This window comes from Flavobacterium artemisiae (genome assembly GCF_042678225.1).
GTDB lineage: Bacteria > Bacteroidota > Bacteroidia > Flavobacteriales > Flavobacteriaceae > Flavobacterium > Flavobacterium artemisiae.
The window spans coordinates 516240-541423 of record NZ_JBHUDZ010000007.1 but is presented as its reverse complement, the minus strand read 5'-3'; the positions used below and the strand labels follow the sequence as shown (position 1 = coordinate 541423).

General features: G+C 34.8%; 21 protein-coding genes. 5 read left to right on the top strand and 16 right to left on the bottom strand.

Annotation, left to right across the window (positions count from 1 at the left end; translation table 11 throughout):
- Positions 1-17: 17 nt before the first annotated feature.
- Positions 18-4037 carry a PAS domain S-box protein gene (locus ACFSC2_RS07525; RefSeq protein WP_379816780.1) on the bottom strand — a complete coding sequence of 1340 codons (4020 nt, stop codon included), beginning with the start codon at positions 4035-4037 and terminating at the stop codon, positions 18-20.
- A 12-nt stretch (positions 4038-4049) separates the two neighbouring features.
- Positions 4050-4496: a response regulator gene (locus ACFSC2_RS07520; protein WP_379816779.1), complete on the bottom strand. Its 447-nt coding sequence runs from the start codon at positions 4494-4496 to the stop codon at positions 4050-4052.
- A gap of 529 nt (positions 4497-5025) precedes the next feature.
- On the opposite strand from ACFSC2_RS07520, the gene ACFSC2_RS07515 reads away from it, so the two are divergent.
- The gene (locus tag ACFSC2_RS07515; protein ID WP_379816777.1) at positions 5026-6474 is read left to right on the top strand and encodes a glycosyltransferase family 2 protein; all 1449 of its coding nucleotides are present in this window, start codon (positions 5026-5028) and stop codon (positions 6472-6474) included.
- 125 nt (positions 6475-6599) lie between these two features.
- Here ACFSC2_RS07515 and ACFSC2_RS07510 read toward each other — a convergent pair whose 3' ends face one another.
- Positions 6600-7316 carry an AAA family ATPase gene (locus ACFSC2_RS07510; RefSeq protein WP_379816776.1) on the bottom strand — a complete coding sequence of 239 codons (717 nt, stop codon included), beginning with the start codon at positions 7314-7316 and terminating at the stop codon, positions 6600-6602.
- A 29-nt stretch (positions 7317-7345) separates the two neighbouring features.
- A complete protein-coding gene (locus tag ACFSC2_RS07505) occupies positions 7346-8077 on the bottom strand; it encodes a YggS family pyridoxal phosphate-dependent enzyme (protein WP_379816775.1) in 732 nt (243 codons plus the stop codon).
- A 176-nt stretch (positions 8078-8253) separates the two neighbouring features.
- Between ACFSC2_RS07505 and ACFSC2_RS07500 the strand changes: the two genes are divergently transcribed.
- The gene (locus ACFSC2_RS07500) at positions 8254-8517 is read left to right on the top strand and encodes a DUF2024 family protein (RefSeq protein ID WP_379816774.1); all 264 of its coding nucleotides are present in this window, start codon (positions 8254-8256) and stop codon (positions 8515-8517) included.
- Between the two features lie 623 nt (positions 8518-9140).
- On the opposite strand, the gene pdxR is transcribed toward ACFSC2_RS07500, so the two are convergent.
- Positions 9141-10553, bottom strand: a complete 1413-nt coding sequence (gene pdxR / locus ACFSC2_RS07495; RefSeq protein ID WP_379816773.1) for a MocR-like pyridoxine biosynthesis transcription factor PdxR — start codon at positions 10551-10553, stop codon at positions 9141-9143.
- Between the two features lie 235 nt (positions 10554-10788).
- Between pdxR and ACFSC2_RS07490 the strand changes: the two genes are divergently transcribed.
- The gene (locus ACFSC2_RS07490) at positions 10789-11316 is read left to right on the top strand and encodes a hypothetical protein (RefSeq protein WP_379816772.1); all 528 of its coding nucleotides are present in this window, start codon (positions 10789-10791) and stop codon (positions 11314-11316) included.
- Positions 11317-11585: 269 nt separating this feature from the next.
- Complete coding sequence (locus ACFSC2_RS07485; RefSeq protein WP_379816771.1) at positions 11586-12563, top strand: YheT family hydrolase; 978 nt, start codon at positions 11586-11588, stop codon at positions 12561-12563.
- Between the two features lie 148 nt (positions 12564-12711).
- Here ACFSC2_RS07485 and ACFSC2_RS07480 read toward each other — a convergent pair whose 3' ends face one another.
- Positions 12712-13650, bottom strand: coding sequence for a ring-cleaving dioxygenase (locus tag ACFSC2_RS07480; RefSeq protein WP_379816770.1), 939 nt, complete (start codon positions 13648-13650; stop codon positions 12712-12714).
- A gap of 317 nt (positions 13651-13967) precedes the next feature.
- On the opposite strand from ACFSC2_RS07480, the gene ACFSC2_RS07475 reads away from it, so the two are divergent.
- A complete protein-coding gene (locus tag ACFSC2_RS07475) occupies positions 13968-15557 on the top strand; it encodes a sigma-54 interaction domain-containing protein (protein WP_379816769.1) in 1590 nt (529 codons plus the stop codon).
- 5 nt (positions 15558-15562) lie between these two features.
- Here ACFSC2_RS07475 and ACFSC2_RS07470 read toward each other — a convergent pair whose 3' ends face one another.
- The 10 genes from ACFSC2_RS07470 to ACFSC2_RS07425 form a co-directional block, all read right to left on the bottom strand.
- The gene (locus ACFSC2_RS07470) at positions 15563-16180 is read right to left on the bottom strand and encodes a TMEM175 family protein (RefSeq protein WP_379816768.1); all 618 of its coding nucleotides are present in this window, start codon (positions 16178-16180) and stop codon (positions 15563-15565) included.
- Between the two features lie 183 nt (positions 16181-16363).
- Positions 16364-16717 carry a cupin domain-containing protein gene (locus ACFSC2_RS07465; RefSeq protein WP_379816767.1) on the bottom strand — a complete coding sequence of 118 codons (354 nt, stop codon included), beginning with the start codon at positions 16715-16717 and terminating at the stop codon, positions 16364-16366.
- Positions 16717-17337 (bottom strand): alpha/beta hydrolase, encoded by a 621-nt coding sequence (locus ACFSC2_RS07460; RefSeq protein WP_379816766.1) that lies wholly within the window; start codon positions 17335-17337, stop codon positions 16717-16719. Before ACFSC2_RS07460 ends, ACFSC2_RS07465 begins: the two co-directional genes overlap by 1 nt.
- Positions 17338-17353: 16 nt before the next feature.
- Positions 17354-17644 (bottom strand): GNAT family N-acetyltransferase, encoded by a 291-nt coding sequence (locus ACFSC2_RS07455; RefSeq protein ID WP_379816765.1) that lies wholly within the window; start codon positions 17642-17644, stop codon positions 17354-17356.
- 379 nt (positions 17645-18023) lie between these two features.
- Positions 18024-19382: a sigma-54-dependent transcriptional regulator gene (locus ACFSC2_RS07450; RefSeq protein ID WP_379816764.1), complete on the bottom strand. Its 1359-nt coding sequence runs from the start codon at positions 19380-19382 to the stop codon at positions 18024-18026.
- A 9-nt stretch (positions 19383-19391) separates the two neighbouring features.
- Complete coding sequence (locus ACFSC2_RS07445; protein ID WP_379816763.1) at positions 19392-21668, bottom strand: tetratricopeptide repeat-containing sensor histidine kinase; 2277 nt, start codon at positions 21666-21668, stop codon at positions 19392-19394.
- Between the two features lie 38 nt (positions 21669-21706).
- Complete coding sequence (locus ACFSC2_RS07440) at positions 21707-22372, bottom strand: YoaK family protein (RefSeq protein WP_379816762.1); 666 nt, start codon at positions 22370-22372, stop codon at positions 21707-21709.
- Between the two features lie 4 nt (positions 22373-22376).
- Positions 22377-22850: a Dps family protein gene (locus ACFSC2_RS07435; RefSeq protein WP_379816761.1), complete on the bottom strand. Its 474-nt coding sequence runs from the start codon at positions 22848-22850 to the stop codon at positions 22377-22379.
- 1 nt (position 22851) lies between these two features.
- Positions 22852-23280, bottom strand: a complete 429-nt coding sequence (locus ACFSC2_RS07430) for a DoxX family protein (RefSeq protein WP_379816760.1) — start codon at positions 23278-23280, stop codon at positions 22852-22854.
- Between the two features lie 11 nt (positions 23281-23291).
- A complete protein-coding gene (locus ACFSC2_RS07425) occupies positions 23292-25178 on the bottom strand; it encodes an amidohydrolase (protein WP_379816759.1) in 1887 nt (628 codons plus the stop codon).
- Positions 25179-25184 lie beyond the last annotated feature (6 nt).

The following is a 25184-nucleotide window of genomic DNA, read 5'->3' as shown; positions in this document are numbered from 1 at the left end:
ATGTTTTAAAATTCTATTTATTCTACCGGAATATAAATATCAAACGAAGCACCTTTGTTTTGAATTCCAGATGCTGTAATAATTCCGTTATGGTTTTCTACAATTTTTTTTACGATCGCCAGTCCGATTCCAGTTCCTTTATAATGATCTCTTCCGTGAAGACGCTGGAATACCTCAAATATTTTTTTATTGTATTGATAATCAAAACCAATTCCGTTGTCTGAAACCTTGATATGACAATAATTTTGATTTGCTTTTAACATCTCATTCTGAAAAATTTTGCCTTTTCCGCATTCACTCGTGATTTTAATTACAAGTGGAATCTCCGGATTCGAAAACTTCAACGAATTACTGATCAGATTATATAATAATTGTCTAAACTGAAACGGAATAATATCCACTTCAGAGGTTCCGACAATTTCTATTGTGGCCGCTTTTTGTTCTATTTCTTCTTTAAGATCTTCTTTTACTTCATCAATAATTTTAGAAAGATCTGTTTTCTCAAACACACGTTCCTGAATATTGGTTCTAGAATACGAAAGCAAATCATTAATCAAAGTCTGCATACGCTGCGCAGCATTCTGCATTCTTTTAAATTTATCCTGACCGCTTTCGGATAAATTTTCTAACTCTTTCTCCATAATCTGCGAAGCAAAAGTCTGAATTTTTCGGAGCGGTTCCTGCAAGTCATGACTCGAAATATAAGCGAAGGACTGAAGCTCTTTGTTCATTTCTTCCAGCTCATTATTTTTTTGTTCAAGCTCAAGCGAATTTTGTTTTAATTTATCGTTGGCTCTTTTTCTTTCGGTCAAATCGTGTGTAACTTTAGAAAAACCAATAATATTATTTTGTTTGTTATGAACCGCAGTAATAACTACACTTGCCCAGAATAAACTTCCGTCTTTTCGTATGCGCCAACCTTCGTGCACCGCTTTTCCTTTTTCGCGGGCAATCTCCAGAAGTTTTTGAGGGAGTTTGTTTTTCTGGTCTTCTTTGGTATAAAAAACAGCAAAATATTTCCCGACGATTTCTTCGGCTTTATATCCTTTAATTTTCTCGGCGCCCACATTCCAGTTTTCGACAATTCCTTCAGGATTAAGATATAAAATCGAATATTCCTGAACTTCTTCTACCATTAAATGGTAACGTTCTTCACTTTTGGTAAGCGATTCATTTATCTGAATTAATTCTCTTGTTCTCGCCGTAACTTGCTGTTCGAGCTCGTGTGAAAATGCTTTTTCGGTATGAATATCTGTAAAAGCACCAACCCATTTTATAATCTTATCATCAAGATCATAAACAGGTTCGCCAATCACGGCGTGCCATCTATAAGTTCCGTCTTTTCGGCGCATGCGAACATCAGAGCGGTATATTTCTCCAGTTTTCAATGCATGTCCCCAAGTTTTAAGGCTTTCTTCAAAATCATCAGGATGTACGATAGATTTCCAAGATTCTTCTGTTCCAGGCTGTACTCCGGTATATTCAAGCCATTTTCCAGAGGCAAACAAAGCATTTCCTTCAGCATCGGTTTCCCAGATCAACTGCGGAATACTTTCTGTCAGCGAACGGAATCTCTTTTCGCTTTCTTCAATTTTTTTGCGGGCTTCTACTTTTTCGGTAACATCAATAAGTGTTATTTTAATTCCAGAAATAGAATTATCGCTTTCGCGGACAGGAGCATATTCAAAATCAACATAATATTCTCTGCCACCGTTTTTGTCATCAATAAAAAGCAGTGACTCAAATTCAGAATACACTTTACCCGATTCATATACCTTTTTTAATAATTTGGCATATTTCTGTTTTTTGAGTTCGGGAAATAATTCTAATATTTTTTTTCCTTGAACTTCTGTTTCGTCTTTTTTCCAGATATTATTGAGAAGTACCCAATTCGCCATTTCGATGGTAAAATCTTCACCGCGTAAAATCGCTTTCGGAATAGGAGATTGCATAATTAGATTACGCCATTTTTTCTCGCTTTCTTCTATATCCTGCTGATATTGTTTTTCGGCTGTAATGTCTCGTATGGTACCAATGAGTTTTTCGGGCTTTTTGTTTTCATCATAAAAGACTTTTCCTTTGCCTTGTATCCAATGTATTGATTGATCTTTCCAAATAACTCGTACTTCATAATTTAGAAATCCAGAACTTAAAGCTTCTTTAAAACCTTTATTTCGAATATTAAGATCGTCAGGATGCAGGTGTTTTAGTAATTCTTCATGAGTAAGCGCTATATCTTCGGTATAACCGCCAATAATTTCCAGATATCTTTTGGAGTAAATTGGAGCTTTGGTTTTTACATTTAATTCCCAAGTTCCAAGTTCACTGGCTTCGACCACAATTTTAAGACGATCCTCGTTAATCTCGATTTTTTTGCGAGCTTCTACTTTTTCACTGACTTCAGTTACAGTAACCAAAATGCCTGAAATACTGCCATCTTCTTCTTTTAAAGGATGATAGAGGAAATCAAAATAAGATATTTCCTGTTTGCCGTATCGATTAAGAGGAACGGGAACTTCATAACCGTGAAACGGAATTCCGGTTTTTAAAACACCGTCTAAAAGTGAGCTTACGGTTTCTTTTACTTCGGGAAGAGAATCGTATAAAGAGCGGCCGACAAAAGTTTCTTCTTCGCGATCTACAAGCCTAAGATATGTTTCGTTTGCCATTTCGACAATATATTCAGGACCACGTAAAATCGTAATTCCAACTGGAGCCTGTTTTACAGTACTGCGGAAACGTTTGTCACTTTCTTCAATTTTTTTCTTGGCTAAATTTACTTCTGTAACATCAACCGCGGTATTCATTACACCGTAAATTTTGCCATTGGTGTCATAAAGCGGCGTAAAACTATAATTGAAATAAAAGGTTTCCATTACATTATTGATCACCAAATCAAGACGCGTGTTTTTGGTATGAAAAGATTCTCCAGTTTCTAAAACCGCCGCCAATTGCTCAAAAACAGATTGATTTTGAAGTTCAGGCAGAATTTCTTTGTATAATTTTCCAATTACATCTGGACCTTTTCCCCAGACTTTAATTATAGATTCGTTAGCCAGCTCAATGCGAAGTTCTTTTCCAGCATAAACTGCAATAGGAAAAGGAGCATTTTCTACCAGTTGTCTTATTTTTTGTTCACTTTCTTCGACTTTAGATCGTGCCAAAACCTGTGCCGTTACTTCGGTTGCTATAGCAGCTACGCCGGAAATAGTTCCGTCGGCTTCTGTTAAAGCTTCATAAGCAAAATTGACATACGTATTTTCGGTAAGGCCGTTTCGGTTTAATTGAACAAAGCTTTCGTCGGCCGTAATTTTTTTTCCGTTTGTATAAACGTTCTGAAGAATTTCATCTAAACCCTGTTTTTTTAATTCGGGTAAAGCTTTAAAAATAGGTTCATTAATAATTTTTTCTGCTTTTGTTCCCCAGAGTTCAATCATTTGTTCATTGGCAATTTCAACAACATGATCTTTACCTCTAAAAATACACATGGCAACAGGAGCCTGCATAATATTATTGACAAATCTTGCATTACTTTCCTGCAAGGCATCGGCAACAATTTTATTCTCGGTAGTTTCAATTACCGTGACCAAAATACCACCAATTTTTCCGTCTTCTATTTTTATCGGACTGTATGAAAAATCAAAATAGCAATCTTCTATGTAACCATTTCTATTAAGCGGGACTTTAAATTCAGGAAAGCTGACTGCTTTGCCTTTCATTACTTCTGAAAACATAGGTCCGATAGTGTCCCAAATTTCAGAAAATGTATTTTTAGAACTTCCGCCCAAAGCTTCAGGATGTTTTGTAGTACCTAATATTGGACGAAATGCATCATTGTATAATTGTGTATAACTGTTTCCCCACGCAATGTACATTCCAAACGGATTACTGAGCATCATTGCTGTCATGGTTTTTAAGCTTTGAGGCCACTTATCAGGATCACCCAAAGGAGTTTTGCTCCAATCTTTAGAACGCATAGCAGTACCCATTTCGCCACCTTCGGACAGAAAATAATGTTCCTTTTTTTTGCGGTTCATTCAATGACGATTTTAAGGTTGCAGTATGAAGTTTGCTCTTTCGGGCTGTTTAAATTGATTTTCTGATGCAGTCGTCAATGCTTTTTCTATTACTTTTTTTAGTTTAGAAAAATCGCCTGGTTTACGAATATAATAAGACGCACCTTTTTTATACAGATTGTCTACGATTTCACTATCTAGTGATGTAGAAAAAATAATTACTGGAAGATTTTGCAGTTTTTGGTTTGCCTTAATTTCAGCCAGACATTCCAAACCATTTTTGCGAGGCATGTTTAAATCCAGAAAAACAACATCTGGAAGATTATTTAAAGCGGTATTTCCTAAACGTTCCATTAACTGTACTCCATCATGAACCATTGATAGATTTGCAGTTACAGGTATTTCATCGAGAGCTTCCTTAAAGAAATCGCAGTCATCATCATCATCATCTGCGAGTAAAAGATTGTACTCTTTATTCATTTTTTAGTCTCCTAAAATTAATTGTTAAAAATGTTTCGATAAATTTAACATTTTTAAGTCAGAATTCCGTCTTTTTAGAAGAATGTTTTTTATTCAATATCTTTTTTTCTTTAAATGAATAAAAAAGATGAATTACTCATGCAATTTTAATTGAAATTCTGCGTTTTAATTTTATGTAAATATCGCTCTGATATTTTATATAGAACTGGATTATTTTTTACTGCACACTGGCGCAGAACTCAAAAAAAACCTTGTAAACCCAGTCCTTTCTACCCATTAAAATTCACTGTTTACTGTTTACTTGTATATCAAAGTGTAAAAAAAATATACACTTTTTAAAATACAATATTCGCTAAATACCTCTACAGCAGTTTAGAACCATGTTGGCACGCCGCTTGCAAATGGAGTTAATGTCTAAATCTTGAATGTGTTCGTTTTTTTATTTCTGATTTCAAAAAGCAGTAAATAAACCCGAAAGAAAAGATTTTACTAAAAGCCCATAACAAAAAAATAATTAAAGGAGAATAGCATGGAAAGCGAAACAATCACCCCAAAACAATTTTATACAGCTAGTAACGCGGCGGTTATTGCTGACAACTCTTTAAACAGTTCATTTTTCGGAACTAAACAAAAATCAACAAAAGTACACGTAGAACGACCAAAAAGCGCTTTCGGTTTGGCAGTTTTAATAGGCACATTTGCTTTAATGCTGGTAGGAGGATATTCAGTTTTTCTATTACAAGATGATTTTGAGCAATTTCAATTAGAAAGAATAGAATCAACTTTAGGATTTCCATTTCTGATTATTGGTACAGTTTTATTCTTTTATCAAGCAGCAGTATTTTTATACAGTTCGTATTTATATTTAAGATACAAACCAATTGAGTCAGTTTCAGACGAATTACTGCCAACAATTACGATCATTGTTCCGGCATATAACGAAGGAAAATTAGTTTGGAATACACTTTTAAGTCTTGCAGAAAGCGATTATCCGGCTCATAAAATGCAGATTTTAGGAGTTGATGACGGAAGTAAAGACGATACTTGGTATTGGATGCAGGAAGCAAAAGCAAAATTAGGAGATCGTTTGGATATTTTTCAACAGCCTAAAAACCAAGGAAAACGTCACGCTTTATACCGTGGTTTTCAATTAGGAACTGGTGATATCTTCGTAACCGTAGACAGTGATTCTATTGTGAAAAAAGATACGTTAAGAAACTTAGTAAGTCCGTTTGCTGTAAATGACAAGTGTGGCGCAGTAGCAGGAAACGTTCAGGTTTTGAATAATAAAAAAGCCATTTTACCAAAAATGCTGAACGTAAGTTTTGTGATGAGTTTTGAATTTCAGCGTTCTGCAGAAAGCATGTTAGGTTCTGTTTTATGTACACCGGGAGCACTTGCAGCTTATAAAAAAGATGCGGTTTTAAATTGTCTTCCTGAGTGGATCAACCAGACTTTCATGGGACAGCCGTCTGATATTGGAGAAGACCGTGCAATGACCAACATGATCTTGAAACAAGGAAAACATGTATTGTTCCAAAAAAATGCAGTCGTGTTAACCAACGTTCCAGAAAATTATAATGGATTATACAAAATGTTCATTAGATGGAGTAGAAGTAATGTTCGTGAAAATCTGGCAATGGGACAATTTGTTTTCAAAAATTTCAGAAAAGAATCTAAATTCGGAGCTAGAATGTTGTTCTTGAATCAATTCTTCAAAATTGTGATGACTTATCCATTCTTAGCATTTTTAATCTATTTTGTTGCCGTTCATCCAGTGTTGTTTTTAAGCTCGACATTTTTAGGAATTTTAGTTTTATCTACTTTCTCAATGGCGTTTTACGCAAAAAGATACGATTTAGCCGAATCATTCTGGGCGTATACTTATAGTATATTTTACACCTTCAGTTTATTCTGGATCGCACCTTATGCCATCATAACTGCCAACAAAAGAGGATGGTTAACAAGAGGTCTATAAAAATATAAAAAAGAATATTTTTAAATTAAAAATATATTCCCTCCCCAAGAGAATATCTTTCTTTTTTTAAGAAAAACAGCTGCAAAGAGAATTTGCAGCTGTTTTTGTTTTGTATCAAATGGAGATTAAACCGTCATTAATTTCAGATCCAATTCAGCAATAATCTGCTTTTTCATTGAAGTATGAATGTAATCTAAAACTTCGGCATACGAAATGCCATATCGGCGTTCTATATTTTGTAAATGAGTTGGAAAAGTGTTCAGGATTCTATCATAATAAAGATCCAATTGTTCTTGCAAAGGTAAATCGTATTTTAATCGAAGCTGAAATCTACGAAGTAAAGCACTGTCAATAATTTCATAATGATTGGTCGCACAAATCAACAAACTATCTGACGGAAAATAATCAAAAAGCTGAATGATCGTATTGACCAAACGACGCATTTCGGCAACATCTTTATCCTCGCTGTCACGACTTTTTCCAATTTGGTCAAACTCATCGAGAAATAAAACCGCTCTTTCGCGGACTGCTTTATCAAAAATGGCTTTTATGTTTTTTGAAGTTTCGCCAATTCGAGCGTCTATTATCGTACTGAGATTGATAATGACAATCTTTTTATTGAGCGTATTAGCGATCGCTTTTGCCGTAGTTGTTTTACCGCAGCCCGAACTCCCGTGTAATAAAATCTTATTATCTACTTTAAGATTATATTTTTGTAATTCGGCAATATATTGGTGTTCCTTAATGACTTGCAGTAAAGCCGTTTTATTTTCATTGCTGAAAAACAAATCGTCCAAAGCAATTTTTTCAGTATCAATTACTGTAAGATCATTCAAGTTCATATGCGTATTATTTGATGCAAAATTAAGTTTTATTCCGCAATATTTTCGTTCCAGATTTCTTTTCCTAAAAAACGGTTTCCAAAGATCGAAGTTCCGACGCGAACCATATTAGAACCCTCTTCAATCGCGATTTCAAGATCTTGAGACATTCCCATAGAAAGTTTCAAATTATTCAAACCTTCAATTTTAGCCTCGTAAATTTCATCCCGAATTGTTTTAAGAAGTCGTAAAGAGGGACGCATTTTTTCTTTCTCAACATCCAATAAACCAATAGTCATTAAACCCTTAATATTCAAAGTGTCGTAATTTTTTATTTTTTTAATGAAAGTCAAAACATCTTCGGGTGCAAGGCCAAATTTACTCTCTTCATAAGAAGTATTGACTTGTACAAAAACATCCAATTTTCTATTTTGAGCCTGCAGTTGTTTATGCAATTCATCGGCTAAACTCAACCGATCCAAAGACTGAATACAGTTTGCATATTTTAGCACATCTTTGACTTTATTGGTTTGAAGATGTCCTATAAAATGACGTTCAACAGGCAACTGACCTAAAATGTGGTTTTTATCCCGAAGTTCCTGCATTTTATTTTCGCCCATTAGCATTTCACCCGCTTCAATCGCAATTTTGATATTTTCTGCAGGAACAGTTTTGGTTGCCAATAAAAGCTGCACCTCTGCAGATTTTCTTCCTGAAATTCGGCAGGCATTTTCTATCCGTTCGTGAACCTCTTTTAGGTTCAAAATAATATCATTTTTCATGTGTCAAAAGTATGACCAATCTGGAATATTTATTGTGTCCAGTTTTTATTATTTAAGCTGGTCCAGTAAGCTTTAGAAAATGAAAAAACTGGATGATTTTCGATTTTCGTATCCAACGTAAATTTGTACTATAAAAAGACAACATCTCAGTTAATTAAAAACTTAAAATAAAAATTATGAAAATAGCAGTTTGGGATACTTACGTAACCCGTAAAGACGGAAAAATTATGCACTTCGATATTTTGGTAGATGAAAATATTAATGATGCCGAACAAGTTTATGAATACGGTAAAAAATATCTTAAAAGTGTGGCGCAGGAAGGACAGACTTTATCGTCTAAAGAATGTCGCTTCTGCCATATCGATAAAGCGCCGATAGAAATAGAAAATCAGATATTGGAAAACGGTTTTTCTATTATCGAAATGGAAAATTGTAATTAAATTTTACAATCCTTTAGATTTGTTTGAGACTGAAAACGTTCTGTTTTCAGTCTTTTTTTATAATAATTTTGAAGCGCAATTATTTTAACACATAGCCACATAGTTTCTTGAGTTTTAAAAAGGCTTTTCACTTTTACTAAATTCACATAGCTATGTGTGAGAAACAAGCTTTTTTCAATTATCCTTTTTGTAGAAAAGAAAAATTTATGTTTCTATGTGTTTAAAATTTATGTGTTTTGAGTTGCATTGAAATGGAAATTGTAATTAAATTTTACAATCCTTTAGATTTGTTTGAGACTGAAAACGTTCTGTTTTCAGTCTTTTTTTATAATAATTTGAGCGCAATTATTTTAACACATAGAGACATAGTTTTTTGAGTTTAAAAAGGCGTTTCACTTTTACTAAATTCACATAGCTATGTGTGAGAAACAAGTTTCTTTCAATTATCCTTTTGCAGAAAAGAAAAATCTATGTTTCTATGTGTTTAAAATTTATGTATTTTGAGTCGCACTAAATGGTTTCTAACAATTTTAAAAACGCCTTTATTAGCGAACCTGCAGATTTTAAAATCAGTTTTTTTCCGCGTCTTTGCAATAGCAAATCCGTATAATCAGTGTCTAAATTTAAAGTAACTTAGAAAGTGCTTTTAAACCTTCTTCCATTTCTTTTTCAGATAATGAAGCGTAACCCAGTCGAAAACCTTTGACTGTTTCCTGATGACTAAAGCGTTCTGGATTCATGATCTGAATTCCGTTAGCTGCCATTTTTTTGTGAATCGATAAAACATTTATATCAGCTTTTGGCACGATCCAAAAGGCAAGTCCGCCGTCTGGTTTAGTAAAAGAGATTTTTTCTTTTAAATGAAGATTCAAAAGACTTTCAAAATAATCTCTTTTGGCTTTATAAACGAGATTCGCTTTTTTAAGATGGCGTTTTATTTTTCCTTCATTAATCAAATTCAAAACCGCTTCTTCCATAATATTATCGCCTTGAACATCGATTATTTTTCGGTGATGGGCTATTTTTTCAATATTTTCCAGTGAACTCACCAAATAACCAATTCGCAATGCCGGCGCAACTATTTTACTAAAAGTGCCAATATAAATATAATTTTTAAGTGCGTTCAAACTCGAAATAGGCAAGACGGGGCGCTGTCCAAAATGAAATTCATTATCATAATCATCCTCAATTATGGTAAAACCGTATTGATTGGATAATTCTATAAGTTTTATTCTTTTCTTTAAAGACAAAGTAACCGTTGTCGGAAATTGATGGTGCGGTGTTACATAAATGGCTTTTATATTTTGATGTTTCTTGAGATAATCTTCGACTTGATCGATATCTAGTCCGTCCGATTGAATATTGACTGGAAGCAGATTTGCGCCTGCATTTTCAAAAGCTTCCCAAGCTGGTTTATAACCTGGATTTTCGATCATAACAAAATCTCCTTTTTGCAAAATACAATGCGAAGCCAGATACATCGCCATTTGACTCCCGCGTGTAATACAGATTTGTTCTGGCGAAATACTCATGCCGCGCTTAAAATTAAGCATCTGAGCAATTGATTTTCTAAATTCCAGATTTCCCAGTTCGCTGCTGTAACCCATAATCTGCCAGCGTGATTTTCGACTGAATATTTCACGATACGCCCGCGCCAGATCGTTCATAGGCGCAAGACGGCTGTCGGGAAGTCCGTCATCAAAAACTAAATGTGGTTTTAATGAAACAGCAGGATTTTGAACAGTTGAAATGTTTTCTTTTTTAGAAATAATTTCGGGCAGTGAGTCAGTTACAAAAGTTCCTTTTCGGTCGATCGTTACCAGCCAGCCTTCTGCAGTCAAAATATCAAGCGCTTCGATAATCGTATTCCGATTTACATTTAATAATCCCGCCAGTTGTCTGCTTCCCGGCAAGGCATTACTGCTTACAAGTTTTCCCGTTTTGATAGCATCAATAATAGCATCGGCAATCTGCAGGTACAATGCTTTATCAAGTTTTTTATCAAGCTGAATTTCTAAAGACCACGGACGTAACATCTGGATGAGGTATTAGGGTTGAAAAATGAATCTGCAATAGTCCAAATTTACGTTTTTTTGAATTCGAATGCAGCAATGAAAAGCATTCGTCACTCTAAATTTTTTTTATATAAAAAACACCATGATTCAAGAGGAGAAATTTGTAAGTTCTTTAGTAAATAAAATTTTGAAGGAATTTTCTAATTTCTATATTTACGCCAATTATAATTAACCCAAAAAACAACCAAAACCGAAAATGAGAACAAAATTTACCATTCTATTTTTTATCCTATCTGTCGCAGGATTTGCACAGCAACTAAGTTACGGAACCGGAGGAACTGTTTACGATTCTGAAGGTAAAAAAGTCAAAACAAATACAGTCCGAGCAATATTGGGAGATAATAGTCCAGAAGCTTTAAAACTGTATAATGCCGGAAGAAGCAAAAAGACTTTTGGAAACATATTATTTTATGGAGGTTTGGGTTTAATTGCTGCAAATGTTATTTCAGAAATGAACAGCAACATCAATGACGGAGTTGTCGTATCAAGTTCTTCACAATATGTGACTACATATACATATACGCAAGACCGTGCCAATATGACGATGGCAGTAATTGGCGGTGCTTTTTTGGCAGCTTCAATCCCGATTAAAATTGGTTATCCTAAACGTATTAAAAAAGCTTTAGGAATTTATAATGCTAAAGTAGCTTACAATGATGAAGAAAAAATTCAGACTGTAATTGTGGCGTCTAATAACCAAGTGGGACTTCGAGTTATTTTTTAAATTCATTAGAAAAATAAATATTTAAAATCTGCGGCAACTCATTGTTGTCGCAGATTTTTTGTTTAAATAAGAAAGATCAAAAATGAAATACCGCCTACAATCCACAATTTGAAAAAAGAGGTTGACAAAAAAGACGTAACTTTAAAATAGTTTCGGTTTTTATTTCAATAAAATAAAAATCAACGACATGAAAATATTTTTTATGGGATAATTTACTACATATCAATTGATTTCTTAGATTTGTAGTAAGCACCATAAATTTTTTTGTTATGCCAGTAATTGAACAATCAGAATATAATTTTCCTTCTATTATGCATCGCAACAGACATGTTTCTACGATCTATGCTGCTTTGTTTAAGAAATTTGAAGTTCCAGGATATACGAGAGAAAAAAAAGAATTAAATGACGGCGATTTTATCAATATCGATTTTATTCTAAACGATTCTAAAAAAGCAGTTATTTTATGTCATGGTTTAGAAGGAGATTCTCGTAGAACCTATAATAACAGTTGTGCCGCTTATTTTTTACAGAAGGGCTTTTCTGTTTTTGCATGGAATAATCGTACCTGTGGCGGCGAAATGAATCGTCTGCCAAGATTGTATCATCACGGTGCAGTTGACGATCTGGACGAAGTAGTTCAGTTTGCGCTGCAAAAAGGATTCGAAGATGTTTATTTGATCGGATATTCGATGGGCGGCGTACAACTTCTCAATTATTTAGGATGGACAAAAATTGATTCTCGAATAAAAGCGGCCGTTTCAATTTCAGTTCCTACACATATTGCAACCAGTGCAGAAGTTCTCAAACAAGGTTTTAACCGTGTTTATTTAAAGAACTTTACTATTGATATTAAAAGAAAACTGAAATACAAAGCGGCACAGTTTCCAGATTTTATAAACCGCGATCAGATTGATAAAATTACTTCTTTTGATGAAGTCGATCAGTATTTTACGGCACCGCTTCATGGTTATGCCAGTCGAGATGATTATTACGAACGTGTTTCGCCAGAATTTTATTTAAAAGACATTACGACTCCGGTTTTGATTATTAATTCGCTTGACGATCCTTTTTTGGGAGAAAGATGTTATCCAAGAGCTATAGCAAAAGACAGCCAATATGTGTATCTAGAAACTCCGAAGTATGGAGGACATTGTGCTTTTCCACTGCGTAATTCAACCTATTCTTATGCAGAGAAGCGTGCTTATGAGTTTTTTGAATCTTGTAAAACTACTACAATAAATGCTTAAATGTTTTAAAATTAAGCAACCTTTAGACGTTTGAAAAACAAAGAGATACTTGTAAAAACATTTTACGATAATTGCAAAACAAAAAAGCTGTCCTTGTAGACAGCTTTTTTGATATTGAATCTTTTCAATTCAATTTAAATCCTAAAAATTAATTAATCTTAACCAAATGCGCTTCAATTTCAGCTCTGTTTGGTTCGTATTGAGCAGGAAGTTTTAAGTTTTTACCTAATTCTTCTACACTTTCATCTACCATAAATCCAGGATTGTCGGTAGCGATTTCGAATAAAACACCGCCTGGTTCTCTGAAATATAGAGAGTGGAAATAGTTTCTGTCAATTTGTGGTGTAATAGACAATCCGTAAGCTTCGATTTTTTCACGGAAGTGCATTAAAATTTCATCATTTTTAACTCTAAAAGCTACGTGATGCACAGAACCATTGGCAACATGTCCGCGTTTTTCATCAGCCAATTCAACCAAATCTACAATTGCAGCATTCTCTACAGTATCAGTTGCATAACGGTAACGATTAACATCTTGATCGATTAATTTATAACCAAATATTTCAGTTAAAATCGCCGCAGTTGGTTTGATATTATTTAAAGTCAAAGTAATGTTATGAAAACCTCTTGTTGCCACATCTGCTTTTACTTCGTCAGTTTCCCAAGGTTTTCTGTTATCGTCAGTTTTAGATTCTATTAACTCTAATTTTAAACCGTCTGGATCTAAGAAAGTCAAATATTTTTCTCCGAATTTTTCAGCAGGTTTGTTGTAAATTACATTATACTGCTCAAAACGTTTCTGCCAGAAATCTAAACTTCCTTTTGGAACAGAATAGCCGATTTCAGTTGCCATTCCAGAACCTTTTCTTCCTTGCTGAATTCCTTCTCCCCAAGGGAAAAAAGTCAAGATTGTTCCAGCGCTTCCTACTTCGTCACCAAAGTAAAAATGGTAGGTTCCTGGATCATCAAAATTTACCGTTTTTTTGATAAATCTTAATCCTAATATGTTTGAATAAAAGTTGAAATTACGTTTAGCGTCACCTGCGATTGCAGTAATATGGTGTAAGCCTAAAATTTTATTTTCCATGGTATTTATGTATTAAATTGTTGTTTGATTTTTCTTTTACAAATTTACGTCCGTTATGCCTGCTGATCGATTAACCTAGATTAAGAAATAAAAAAACGGTATTTTTTTCTCGTTTAAATAATATCCAAATAATATTCCATTTGAGTTAATATGTTGCAATACAAAGGTTTTTGGTTCTGTAACTATTTTTAGTTATACGATATATCGTAATTTTATAGCTCGAAAATGCTTTATTTCAAAAATCAATAGTAATTTAAACTAGGCTATTTCTTAAATTTACCTTTTACCCAATTAAAATACCACGTCAAAGAATAATTATGGAAAAGCCAGCAGATCAAACCGCAATTATGCTCAACAGATTGCAGGAGAGAGAAAAAGAACAAATGTTGGTTTTGTCGATCTGCAAATGGCTTTCTGAAGCTTTAACTAAAGAAGAATTTCACACGATTGTAAATGATGTTTTAAAAGAACAGTTTTTATTTGAAGATTTTATTTTCGCTTTCGCGGAAGAGAATCAAACGAATTATGAAATCTTCTATCAATTCTCAGATCAGAAAAAAACAGAAAATAAAACCTATACTATAAATGACGGTTTTTTTGATGTTTGTCTGGATGCTGCCGATTCAATTATTTTTGACTTAAAATTGTTAACTGAAAGAAAAAATAAACTTCCCGATTATCTTCATTTCGTAAAAAATAAAAATTTTAAAAACGGAATCGGAATTTGTCTCCCGTCTATAAAAGGAAACCAAAGTGTGCTTTTTCTATTCTTTAAAAATGCGGTCACTTTTACCAGAGAATCCAATCGGATTATTCGCAAAATTGCTTCACAGCTTTGTATAACGGTTAGAAATATTAAAGTATCTGAAGAATACGAAAGCAATCTAAAAGAATTGCAGTTTTTAAAAAATAATTTAAGCGAAAGAAAATCAGAAACAAAACTTATAAAAGAAGAAAGTTTTCTGGAGATTATCGGCAGCAGCCAAGTCATGCAAAAGGTCTTAGAATTAGTAAATCAAGTGGCGCCATCGCAATCTACTGTTTTAATTTTAGGAGAAACGGGAACAGGAAAAGAATTAATTGCGAATGCGATTCATTATTTATCGTCGGTTTCTAATGAAAAAATGATCAAAGTAAATTGCGCTTCAATTCCCGAAAATTTAATTGAAAGTGAATTATTCGGACATGAAAAAGGTGCGTTTACAGGAGCAACAGATTTAAAAATTGGAAAATTTGAACAAGCCAAAAACAGCACCATTTTTCTGGATGAAATAGGAGAACTGCCTTTGGAACTGCAAGGAAAATTATTACGCGTTTTGCAGGAAAAAGAAATAGAAAGAATTGGCGGTCAAAATTCTATAAAAGTGAATGCAAGAGTAATCGCGGCGACCAATAAGTTACTTGAAAAAGAAGTGGCCGAAGGTCGTTTTAGAAGCGATTTGTTTTATCGTTTAAATGTGTTTCCAATTTCACTTCCGGCGCTGCGTGAACGTCCGGAAGATATTGAAGCTCTGGGGAATTTTTTCTTAGAAAAACATTCGCAGAAAATCGGAAAAAAGATAAAAGGATTTTCTAAAAAAGTGCTTAAAAGCATGACAGCAAATCCGTGGCCGGGAAATGTGCGCGAACTCGAAAATATGGTTGAACGCAGTATTTTGTTTGCAAAAGATGAGGTAATCAAAGAGATGACTTTTTCGAAAGTTTTTATAACAGAATCTCAGAATACTGAAAATGAACTTTACACCAAAACTCTGCAGGAAGTAGAGGCAGAGCATATTTTAAAAGTTTTAAAAAAATGCAGCGGTAGAATTTCGGGACCTCAAGGTGCTGCAGTTTTATTGGATCTGCCTCCAACAACGCTCATTTCTAAAATGCAGAAATTAGGGATTAAGAAAAAGTACTTTTAGGCGATTTATTCCTGAGCGACTTTTATTTTTCCAGAAGAAACAGCCCAAAAAATCAGCAGAATCATATTGATGGCCAATGCAATGGCAGGAAACTGGAACGAAATTCCGAAAGCAATTAGATACGTTGGAAATCCGTAGAGATAATTATTTGTGATTTTTTTAATCGCTGAATCGGTAATTCCAGGACGCAGCAGTTTTTTGTTGTGGCTCGCAATAAACCACAAAAGGTTGTACGAAATATTAATTAAAACAAAGATTCCAGTATAAACAGCAACCGCGATATTAGAAGCTTCTCCATCAAAAAAACGCGCTAACAATGCAGTTGGATACGAAACGGCAGAAACCAGAAAAAGGATGAATCCGTTGGCAAACATGATTCCAGTATTACGACTGTAAATCTGTTTGAAAATTTTATGATGATTGACCCACATGATGAAAATGCTGAAAAAAGAAAGGGTAAAAGCAAGATACGTTGTCCATTCGCTTCTTAGAAAAGCCAATAATTCACTGCTGGTTTTTACAATTCCAATTTCGGGCGCATGCAGGTCCAGCACCAAAAGTGTGATCGCGATCGCAAATACGCCATCACTGAAGCCTTCTATTCTAGCGGTTTCTTTTTCCATTTTTATAAATTTTTAATAATTGAGAGGGTAGTTATTTTAACACATAGAAACATAGTTTTCTAGGTTTTAGAAAAGGCGTTTCAATTGTTTAATAAACATAGACGTTATGTAAACGTAATTCATTCCGAAAGCTTTGTCAAAGTTCAAAACTTTGACAAAGCTGCCATCGTTAAAGCTATGTGTTTAAACTAATTTTATGAATATCGATTTTCGGAGTTTAGGTTCGATATTTTTTGTTTTGTGTCCTTTACCCGTTGTATCTTCAACCAGTAATATTGAACCTGTTTCAAAAGTTCTTTTTTCGCCTAATGAAGTTTCGATTTCTACGCCGCCGTCTAATAAAACAATATATTGACGGTCTGGCGCATTGTGAAAATCATAATCGTAAGAAGGTTTTACTTCTCTAAAAACGATCGATTTTACAGGTTCGTCATCAGACAAAAAGCCGATATCTCCGTTATTTTTCAACGGAACTTCAAAATCTTCAAAATGACTTTCGCCATTTTCGTCGCTGTAAACTCGCGTAATCTGAATCATTATTTCTTAGAAAAAATAAGTTGATTTGCTAAGTCAATTTCATCCTGACTTATGGTATGTCCCATATTATCGTAGATTTTTTTGGTCACGTTAGCACCCATTTTTTTAAGAAGAGCTTCAGAGTCATTTACTCTTTCAACAGGAACATGAAAATCGGGATCGCTCGTTCCGATGAAAATTGGCGTGTTTTCAAAGTTTCCGTGATAATGCTCTTCATACACTTTATCGCCGATAAGTCCGCCTGTAAAAGCCACGACACCGCCATATTTAGCTGCATTTCTGGTTGTAAATTCTAAAGCAAGACAAGCGCCCTGCGAAAATCCTAAGAAATAAATATTTTCTTTTTCGATTCCGTTTTGCTGTACCGCAACCAAAACCTGATGTATCGCCTCTAAAGATCTTGAAAAAGAAGGTTCGTTTTCGTTGATCGGAGCTAAAAACGAATACGGATACCAAGTTCTGTTTTCTGCTTGCGGTGCTACCAAAGCAAATTTTTCGACATCAAGATATTTGGCAATCGATAAAATATCGTGTGAAGTTGCACCACGTCCGTGAAGCATGATTAAAGCTTTTTTCGCCTCGTTTAAAGGAACGCCGGCAGTAATTGTATCTAAGTTCATAAGCTTTGTTTTTAAATTATTTTTTCCAGATATCCAGATATTCGTCTGGATGTCTTGTGAATTGTGCGTGTACGTAAGGACAAAGTGCTTTAACCATCATTTTATGTTCGCGTACATACGAAACCATTTCTTCAAGAAGTTTTTTTGCGTAACCTTTTCCTTCGGCTTCTGGTTCAACTCCTGTGTGATAAACAGTTAGTAAATCATCTTTTATGCTAACGGTCATTTCGCCTTGTTTTTTTCCGTCAACATACAAATTGAAATTGCCGTGTTTTTTTTCGTCTAATTCTAGTTTTATTGTTTCCATAATTTTATTGTTTTTTTAACCGCAAAGAGCGCAACGATTTACGCAAGGTTCGCGAAGTTTTTTATGTGTTGGTTTTATAGTTACAAAGTTCGCTAAGCTTACGGTGAAGTCAGCTTAATCTAGATTAATAAGATTCCTTTTTTTATTTTAGTTTTATGCTATTTGGCACAGAAACGCAAAGAAACTAAGTTTTTTAAACCTTGTTTGTCATTTCGAGGAACGAGAAATCGCACTCGTAACCACAAAGTTTTTTAATCATTATTGCAGAATCCCGCGTGTGATTTCTCGTTCCTCGAAATGACAAACTATGCCTAATAATTAATATAGTAACCTTTGCGAACCTTGCGTAAATCTTCGCGGTTAAAAACTTCAAACCAAATTAATTATATCCCTGTTTTATCCCTAATTTTTTCATTTTTGAATACAAAGTTTGTGCTGACATTTGTAAAAGTGCTGCTGCGCCGCCGGGACCTGAAACTTTACCACCGCAATTTTGCAATGCTGTCAAAATATGTTCTTTTTCCATTTCTTCCATCGTTTTCATTTTACCCGAAGTTTCTTGAAGTGGTCTGGAAACAGATTGCGGTAAATCAAATTTTTCGATTTCATTTGTTTTAGAAAGCAAAACATTTCTTTCTATCAAATGTTCGAGTTCGCGAATATTTCCCGGCCAGTTGTATTGCATTAGTTGTTCCAAAGCATTGGCATTTATACTCGAAACGTTTTTGCGCGAACTTGCGGCATATTTTCTAAGAAAATGGCTGGCAAGCGCTTCAATATCTTCTTTTCGTTCTTTTAACGGCGGTAACTCAATCGGGAAAACATTTAATCGATAATACAAATCAAGCCTGAAACGACCTTCTGCAACTTCTTTTTCCAACGATCTATTGGTGGCCGCTATAATACGCACATTGATTTTTATAGTTGAATTGCCGCCTAGACGCTGAATTTCTTTTTCTTGTAAAACGCGTAATAATTTTACTTGGGAATCGAGTGGAAGCTCACCAATTTCATCCAGAAAAATAGTGCCGTTATCGGCTTGTTCAAATTTCCCGATTCGCTGCGAATTTGCGCCTGTAAAAGCTCCTTTTTCGTGTCCAAAAAGTTCCGATTCTACTAAAGACTGCGGTAAAGCAGCGCAGTTTACCACAACAATCGGATTGTTTTTATGATGCGAAAGATCGTGAATAGAATGTGCTGCACGTTCTTTTCCAGTACCGCTTTCGCCCAGAATTAAAACGGAAGTTTCTGTCGGAGCTACGATTTTTATTTTTTCGATTACTTCTTTCAAAACTTCGCTGCTTCCAATAATACCTTCGATTTCGGCATCAGCAACAGCAGGAGAATTTTCGATATAAGAACCCTTTTCTTCATTGTATCGGTATTTGGCAATATCCAGCATCACGACAAGATCACGTTCTCTAAATGGCTTTACCATAAAGCCATACGGCTGGGTTTCTTTAACTGCTTCCAAGGTCGATTGATTGGTATTGGCAGAAATATAAAGAAACGGTAATTGCATTTCGCGCAATTCCCAAGCAAGATCGATTCCGGTAAGTTCGCCTTTGAGCATAATATCGAGCAAAACCCAATCGGGTCTTTTGTCGGAAATTAATTTACGTGCCTGAACCACAGAAGAAGCAATGCCGGTTATTTCGTAACCCGCTTTGATCAGCATGATTTTTAAATCGTTTGCTACAATAAATTCGTCTTCAACAATTAGAATTTTCTCCTTCATTACCTAAAGTTATATAATTTCTGAATTATCAGCTGTGCCTTCAAATTCTGTATTTCGTGTAAAAGTAATTTTGATTTTTAATCCGTGATCATTTTTCATTTCAAAATTTCCATCAATTTGTTCACTTAATCCCATCATTAAATTTACGCCGAGTGATTTTCTTTCGGCAGCATTAAAATTTTCAGCAACGCCAATGCCATTATCAGCAATGATCAATTTATAATTATTTTCGCCGGTATTTTTTAGTTCGATATATACATCACCTTTTGTGTCCTGTGGAAACGCATATTTTATCGCATTATTGACGGCTTCGTTTATAATTAATCCGAGCGGAACAGCATGTGCAACATCAAGATAGACTTTTTCGGTGTTTAGAACAAAATTGATTTTTTCATGAGTATCAAAACATTCTTTCATGTAACTGATCAATTCATAAATATACCAAGACATATCAATATTGGCTAAATTATCAGATTGATATAATTTTTGATGAATGAGTGACATGGCGTGCATTCTATGCTGGCTGTTTTGTATCGCCAGCAAGGCATCTTCGTTATCCAGATAAGCCGATTGTGTGTTTAATAAACTAATGACAATCTGAAGATTATTCTTTACACGATGATGAATTTCTTTAAGAAGCCATTCTTTTTCAATCAGCATTTTTTTGTTCAGTTCATTTTGTTCATTAATCTCCTGTGTTTTGATTTCAAGCTGTTTATTGGTCTTCTTTTTTAATAGAAATCGATTGTAAAGCAGCAGGATAAAAAGAGTCAAAACAATTAGACTGGCAATAAAAACATATCTGATAATACTGTCGTTTCGAATCTGAATTTTCTGCAGTTTGTCTTGCTGTGTAAGAAGATCGATGTTTTTATCTTTTTTTTCGCTTTCAAATTTGATCTGAAGACTATTGATCTGCTTGCTTTTTTCGCCTTTATAAACCGAGTCAGAAAGACTTTTATATAACTGATAATGTTTTATGGCATTCTTATAATCGCCGCGGGAAGAATCTGCCTGGAACCAAGTAAGATGATTCTCGGAGCACATTAAATTATTATTGGTAGCAGTAGTTATAGAATCGATAAGTCTAATTATGCGATAGAGATCATTATAATTTTTAAGCTGGTAATGATAATTAGAATAGCTTCTCAAAATCTGCAATCTGTTTTCCTTTTCTTTCTCAGCATTTATTCCATAATAGGCAACAAGCTTATTGTAATATATTTTCGCTTTGTCAATATTTTGCAGCTTCCTGTAAACTGTAAGCAAAAGGTAATTCTCTTTCATTTGTCTGCCAATATTAGCAGTAGGAAAATTGAGCTGCATGTCTCTAATAACTTTGAGTGCGTCTTTTTCTTTTTTTTGTGAAATCAATACCGTGCATAGATTCTCATTTATTGCTCGAACATATTCTGTATCCTTATATTTTTTAGCTATTTCAAGAGCCTTATAGAAATATTCCTCCGAAGTATTTTTTTGTCTGAGGCTGTAATACGCCATTCCGACGTGATTGTAAATAGAACTCATTTGCAGCGAACTGTCTCGTACTTTTACAGCTGTTTTTTCTGCCAGCAACGCATATTTTAAAGATTCAACGCAATTTCCCGTTTGCGTATAACCTTCAGAAAGTAAATTGTATACGCCTTGCACATGAGGAAATTTTATGGATTGATAAAGTTGTAGTGATTCTTTTAAAAGAGCGATTCCTTTCGCTTGATTTTCTTGTATGATATATAACTCGCCAAGCTGTTTTAAAATATCTGCTTGTTTCTCTTTTGCTCCGACTTTCTTAAAAATTCGAAGCGCGGTTTCTTTATTTTTAATTTTGTCCTCAAAAGATCCATACATAGATAACTCTAAGTAGACATAGGCCTGAAGTTCTAGTAATAAATTGTTTTGAGTATAAATGAGGGCTTGTCTGGCTATTTTTAAACCGTTTTCAGGCCTGCCTTTTTCTCTTGTAATTTGAGCACTGAGAAGAATCGATTTTCCAATTCCCAATTTATAGTTTAACTGGTCACTTAGAACTTTTGCCTGTTTGTTTGCAAGAACAGCATTGTCCAAATCGTTTTTGAATTCGCCGTCTTTATTTAAATAACACTTTCCTAAAGTCAGCAGTAATTCTACTTTTTGAGTATCGTTTTCGGATACTGCTATTTTTCTGTTTATTGCAGCTGGATCTTTTTTAAATTGTGCAAAAACTTGTGTATGCAGGATAAACAGAAAAATCACCATATGCGTACTGCATAGGTGATTTTTAAAAGCGTTTACGAAATTATTACTCATTTTTCTCAAGATAACCAATTGTCATAAAACTGAAAATGCTAGTTGTTTCTATGATACCAATAACAAATAATCATGGCAGCTCCAGGTAAAATTAAAGTTCCGAGACCAAAAAACTTTCCAGCAACAGCTCCAAGAAAACAGCCTATTAGAAAACCAAAAATGGTAACCAATTGTTTTTTAAAACTTAAAAAAGAATCGGCATCATTTGTTCCGTTTTTAATCAGGTTTCCTAAATCCAGAGAAGCTTGTGTTACATTTCCGGTCATCATCGTTGTCGGGCCATGGGTTTCTTTAGCAAATAATTTTCCGAATGCATTCTGAAGTCCCATTGCAAATACCGTTGTCATTGCTACCGAGTACATTGCCCATTCTGAAAAGATTCCTAGATAACCAAAAACATACGCAGCTATTCCTGAAAGCATTAATATGACACCTTCCCAAAATAAAATAGTATAACGGTTTACACTTTTTAAAGCGATTCTTCCGCCGGCGATAACGGCAAGAATGAAGATCGGGAAAGTCAATAATTTGATCCAAGCATGTACATCAGAACCTTTGATGATTTGGTAGGCAAATACAATAAAGTTGCCCGTAACGTGTGCCGAAAATAAAGAATCTGCCGCGACAAAAGTGACGGTATCGCAATACCCTGCTATCATTGTAAGCAGCAGGGTTACGTACCAAATATTTTTTTGAATTTCCATAGTATTAATTTAAGTGGGCACGAAGCATCCACGCCATTTTTTCGTGAGTTTCTACAAGACCTGTAATGTAATCGCTTGTTCCCGCATCTTGTAAGTCATTAGCGATGTAATTGATGTTTTCACGCAGATAGATAATGATACTTTCGTGATCGATAAGCAATTCTTTAATGAAACCGTTAGCATCATTTTTCTCTTTTAACTCTTCTGAAAGATGTGTCAATTCTAAAAAGTCTTTTAGTGTTGCAGGAGTATAATGGCCTAAAGCTCTTACTCTTTCTGCAACTGTGTCCATAATTTCGTCAAGCTCTTCGTATTGTTTTTCGAAGAAAAGATGTTTGTTGTAAAAATCCGGACCTTCAATATTCCAGTGTGCTCTTCTTGTTTTTGTGTACAATACAAATTCATCTGCAAGAACTTTAATTAATACATCAACCACTTTGTTAATGTTTTCTTGTTTAATTCCGATGTTTGCTTTCATTTTAAATTAGGTTTAATAAATAATAATCAAGTGAATATTTTCCTGCTCCAAGAGCTAGAATCAGTAATAGAGATAAAGTGTACATATAAGGAACGTCTCGTACTTCGAGCGAATCTTTTCTGTGTACTACAAAATAACCAACGGCTGTTACGCCAATTGTTGGTAATACTGCTAAGCGGGTTCCGAGTCCGAGAATAATAAAAAACGGAACTACAGTATCGGAGAAAGTTGCCACCAATCCGTTTAGTTTTTCAGGAAGATGTAACGGATTCGGAACGTGTTCTTTTTGGCCGTTTTCAACTCTGAATTTTTTCATTCCATGTACTCTGAAAAGTTCAACAGCCAATAGAATTCTAAAAACTAGAATCGCAGCATTGTTGAATGAATTTCCTAAATCAGAAGAAAGGATTTGTTTTATAAGGTCTATCATTACGTTTATTTTTAAAAAGCAAAACAAGAACAGCCTAAAGCGCCCCAAAATGCATTGTAATTGTTAACAGGAACGTTGCTCAATCTTGCAGCGTCGTGATTATGTAAGTGCACATCGCAGCTGCCACTGCAACTGTGTATTTGTGATGTTAAACTTGGTTTTGCATGAGCATGTGCATTTTTCTCAATTGTACTTTGAAAACTGCTTCTCGCTGGATATCCATTGTAAATATTTGTCGGTGACCAATCTGGCAGAATCGGAATATGAGGCGGAGAAAATGAAGAAAAATCGCCATTAGCGTACACAATTTTTCCGTCAACAATGGTTAAATCGGCTTCGATTTTTTTGATATCTTCATCGTCAATGCTGAAATAATCGCGGTCTAAAACCACTAAATCGGCAAACATTCCGGTTTTAATATCTCCTTTTTTAGTTTGTTCCTGCGAAAACCAAGCACTTCCTCTCGTATACAATTCAAGAGCGGTTTGTCTGTTTAATCTCGTTTCGTTATACAATTGCAAACCACCGATTGTTTTTCCAACCGTCATCCAATACATAGAAACCCACGGATTATAACTGCTTACACGTGTAGCATCTGAACCTGCTCCAACTGGAACTTCCATTTCAATCATTTTTTTGATTGGAGGTGTGTTTTCTGCCGCTTTTGCTCCATAACGATCGGTAAAATATTCGCCTTGATACGCCATTCTGCTTTGTACCGCAATACCGCCGCCAAGTGCTTTTACACGTTCGATATTTCTTTCGTCAATAGTTTCAGCGTGATCAAAAATCCAAGGCAATCCGTTAAATGGAACTTCACGATTTATTTTTTCGAAAACATTCAAAAATCTGGTAATACTTTCGTTATAAGTCGCATGAAGTCTAAACGGCCAGCGGTTTTCTACCAAAAGGCGAACTACTTTCTCTAATTCAGCTTCCATGTTTTCTGGTAAATCGGGTCTTGGCTGTAGAAAATCTTCAAAATCTGCCGCAGAAAAAACCAGCATTTCGCCCGCACCGTTATGACGATACATGTCGTTTCCTTGATATAATTTTACCGTATCAATCCAATCTGAAAAATCTTCGAATTCGTGTTTTGGTTTTTGTGTGAAAAGATTATAAGCGATTCTTACCGTTAATTGATTTTTTTCGTTTAATTCATTAACCACTTTATAGTCGTCTGGGAAATTCTGAAAACCGCCGCCGGCATCAATCACACTTGTGATTCCGAAACGGTTTAATTCCTTCATAAAATGACGCGTCGAATTGATTTGATGTTCATACGAAAGTGTCGGTCCTTTTGCCAAAGTTGAATACAAAATCATGGCATTTGGCGTCGCGATAATCAATCCCGTTGGTTCTCCGTTTGCATCTCTTTCAATATGTCCGCCTGGAGGCGCAGGCGTATTTTTGTTGTAACCAACAGCTTTAAGCGCTGCTCTGTTCATAATTGCCCTGTCGTACAAATGCAGAATAAAAACTGGCGTTTCAGGAGCAATCGCATTAATTTCTTCCAAAGTAGGCATTCTGCGTTCGGCAAACTGAAACTCGGACCAGCCACCCACAACACGAACCCATTGTGGATTTGGAGTGCGGTCTACTTGTTCTTTCAGCATTCGAAGTGCATCAGCAAGCGAGGGAACGCCATCCCAGCGCAATTCTAAATTATAGTTTAATCCGCCGCGAATTAAGTGAATATGCGAATCATTGATTCCTGGAACCACTCTTCGGTTCAAAAGATCAATTATTTTAGTTTCTTCTGATGCAAAACTCATAATCTCACTGTCGTTACCAACGGCAATAAATTTTCCGTCTTTTATGGCTACAGCGGTCACATTTGGCGTTTCGGCATTAAAACTGTGAATTTTTCCGTTGAATAAAATTAAATCTGCTTTCATAACTTT

Bases quoted from the DNA above. Each gene is read 5' to 3' on its own strand.
- ACFSC2_RS07525 (WP_379816780.1), bottom strand. From the start codon at position 4,037: ATGAACCGCAAAAAAAAGGAACATTATTTTCTGTCCGAAGGTGGCGAA.
- ACFSC2_RS07520 (WP_379816779.1), bottom strand. From the start codon at position 4,496: ATGAATAAAGAGTACAATCTTTTACTCGCAGATGATGATGATGATGAC.
- ACFSC2_RS07515 (WP_379816777.1), top strand. From the start codon at position 5,026: ATGGAAAGCGAAACAATCACCCCAAAACAATTTTATACAGCTAGTAAC.
- ACFSC2_RS07510 (WP_379816776.1), bottom strand. From the start codon at position 7,316: ATGAACTTGAATGATCTTACAGTAATTGATACTGAAAAAATTGCTTTG.
- ACFSC2_RS07505 (WP_379816775.1), bottom strand. From the start codon at position 8,077: ATGAAAAATGATATTATTTTGAACCTAAAAGAGGTTCACGAACGGATA.
- ACFSC2_RS07500 (WP_379816774.1), top strand. From the start codon at position 8,254: ATGAAAATAGCAGTTTGGGATACTTACGTAACCCGTAAAGACGGAAAA.
- pdxR (WP_379816773.1), bottom strand. From the start codon at position 10,553: ATGTTACGTCCGTGGTCTTTAGAAATTCAGCTTGATAAAAAACTTGAT.
- ACFSC2_RS07490 (WP_379816772.1), top strand. From the start codon at position 10,789: ATGAGAACAAAATTTACCATTCTATTTTTTATCCTATCTGTCGCAGGA.
- ACFSC2_RS07485 (WP_379816771.1), top strand. From the start codon at position 11,586: ATGCCAGTAATTGAACAATCAGAATATAATTTTCCTTCTATTATGCAT.
- ACFSC2_RS07480 (WP_379816770.1), bottom strand. From the start codon at position 13,650: ATGGAAAATAAAATTTTAGGCTTACACCATATTACTGCAATCGCAGGT.
- ACFSC2_RS07475 (WP_379816769.1), top strand. From the start codon at position 13,968: ATGGAAAAGCCAGCAGATCAAACCGCAATTATGCTCAACAGATTGCAG.
- ACFSC2_RS07470 (WP_379816768.1), bottom strand. From the start codon at position 16,180: ATGGAAAAAGAAACCGCTAGAATAGAAGGCTTCAGTGATGGCGTATTT.
- ACFSC2_RS07465 (WP_379816767.1), bottom strand. From the start codon at position 16,717: ATGATTCAGATTACGCGAGTTTACAGCGACGAAAATGGCGAAAGTCAT.
- ACFSC2_RS07460 (WP_379816766.1), bottom strand. From the start codon at position 17,337: ATGAACTTAGATACAATTACTGCCGGCGTTCCTTTAAACGAGGCGAAA.
- ACFSC2_RS07455 (WP_379816765.1), bottom strand. From the start codon at position 17,644: ATGGAAACAATAAAACTAGAATTAGACGAAAAAAAACACGGCAATTTC.
- ACFSC2_RS07450 (WP_379816764.1), bottom strand. From the start codon at position 19,382: ATGAAGGAGAAAATTCTAATTGTTGAAGACGAATTTATTGTAGCAAAC.
- ACFSC2_RS07445 (WP_379816763.1), bottom strand. From the start codon at position 21,668: ATGAGTAATAATTTCGTAAACGCTTTTAAAAATCACCTATGCAGTACG.
- ACFSC2_RS07440 (WP_379816762.1), bottom strand. From the start codon at position 22,372: ATGGAAATTCAAAAAAATATTTGGTACGTAACCCTGCTGCTTACAATG.
- ACFSC2_RS07435 (WP_379816761.1), bottom strand. From the start codon at position 22,850: ATGAAAGCAAACATCGGAATTAAACAAGAAAACATTAACAAAGTGGTT.
- ACFSC2_RS07430 (WP_379816760.1), bottom strand. From the start codon at position 23,280: ATGATAGACCTTATAAAACAAATCCTTTCTTCTGATTTAGGAAATTCA.
- ACFSC2_RS07425 (WP_379816759.1), bottom strand. From the start codon at position 25,178: ATGAAAGCAGATTTAATTTTATTCAACGGAAAAATTCACAGTTTTAAT.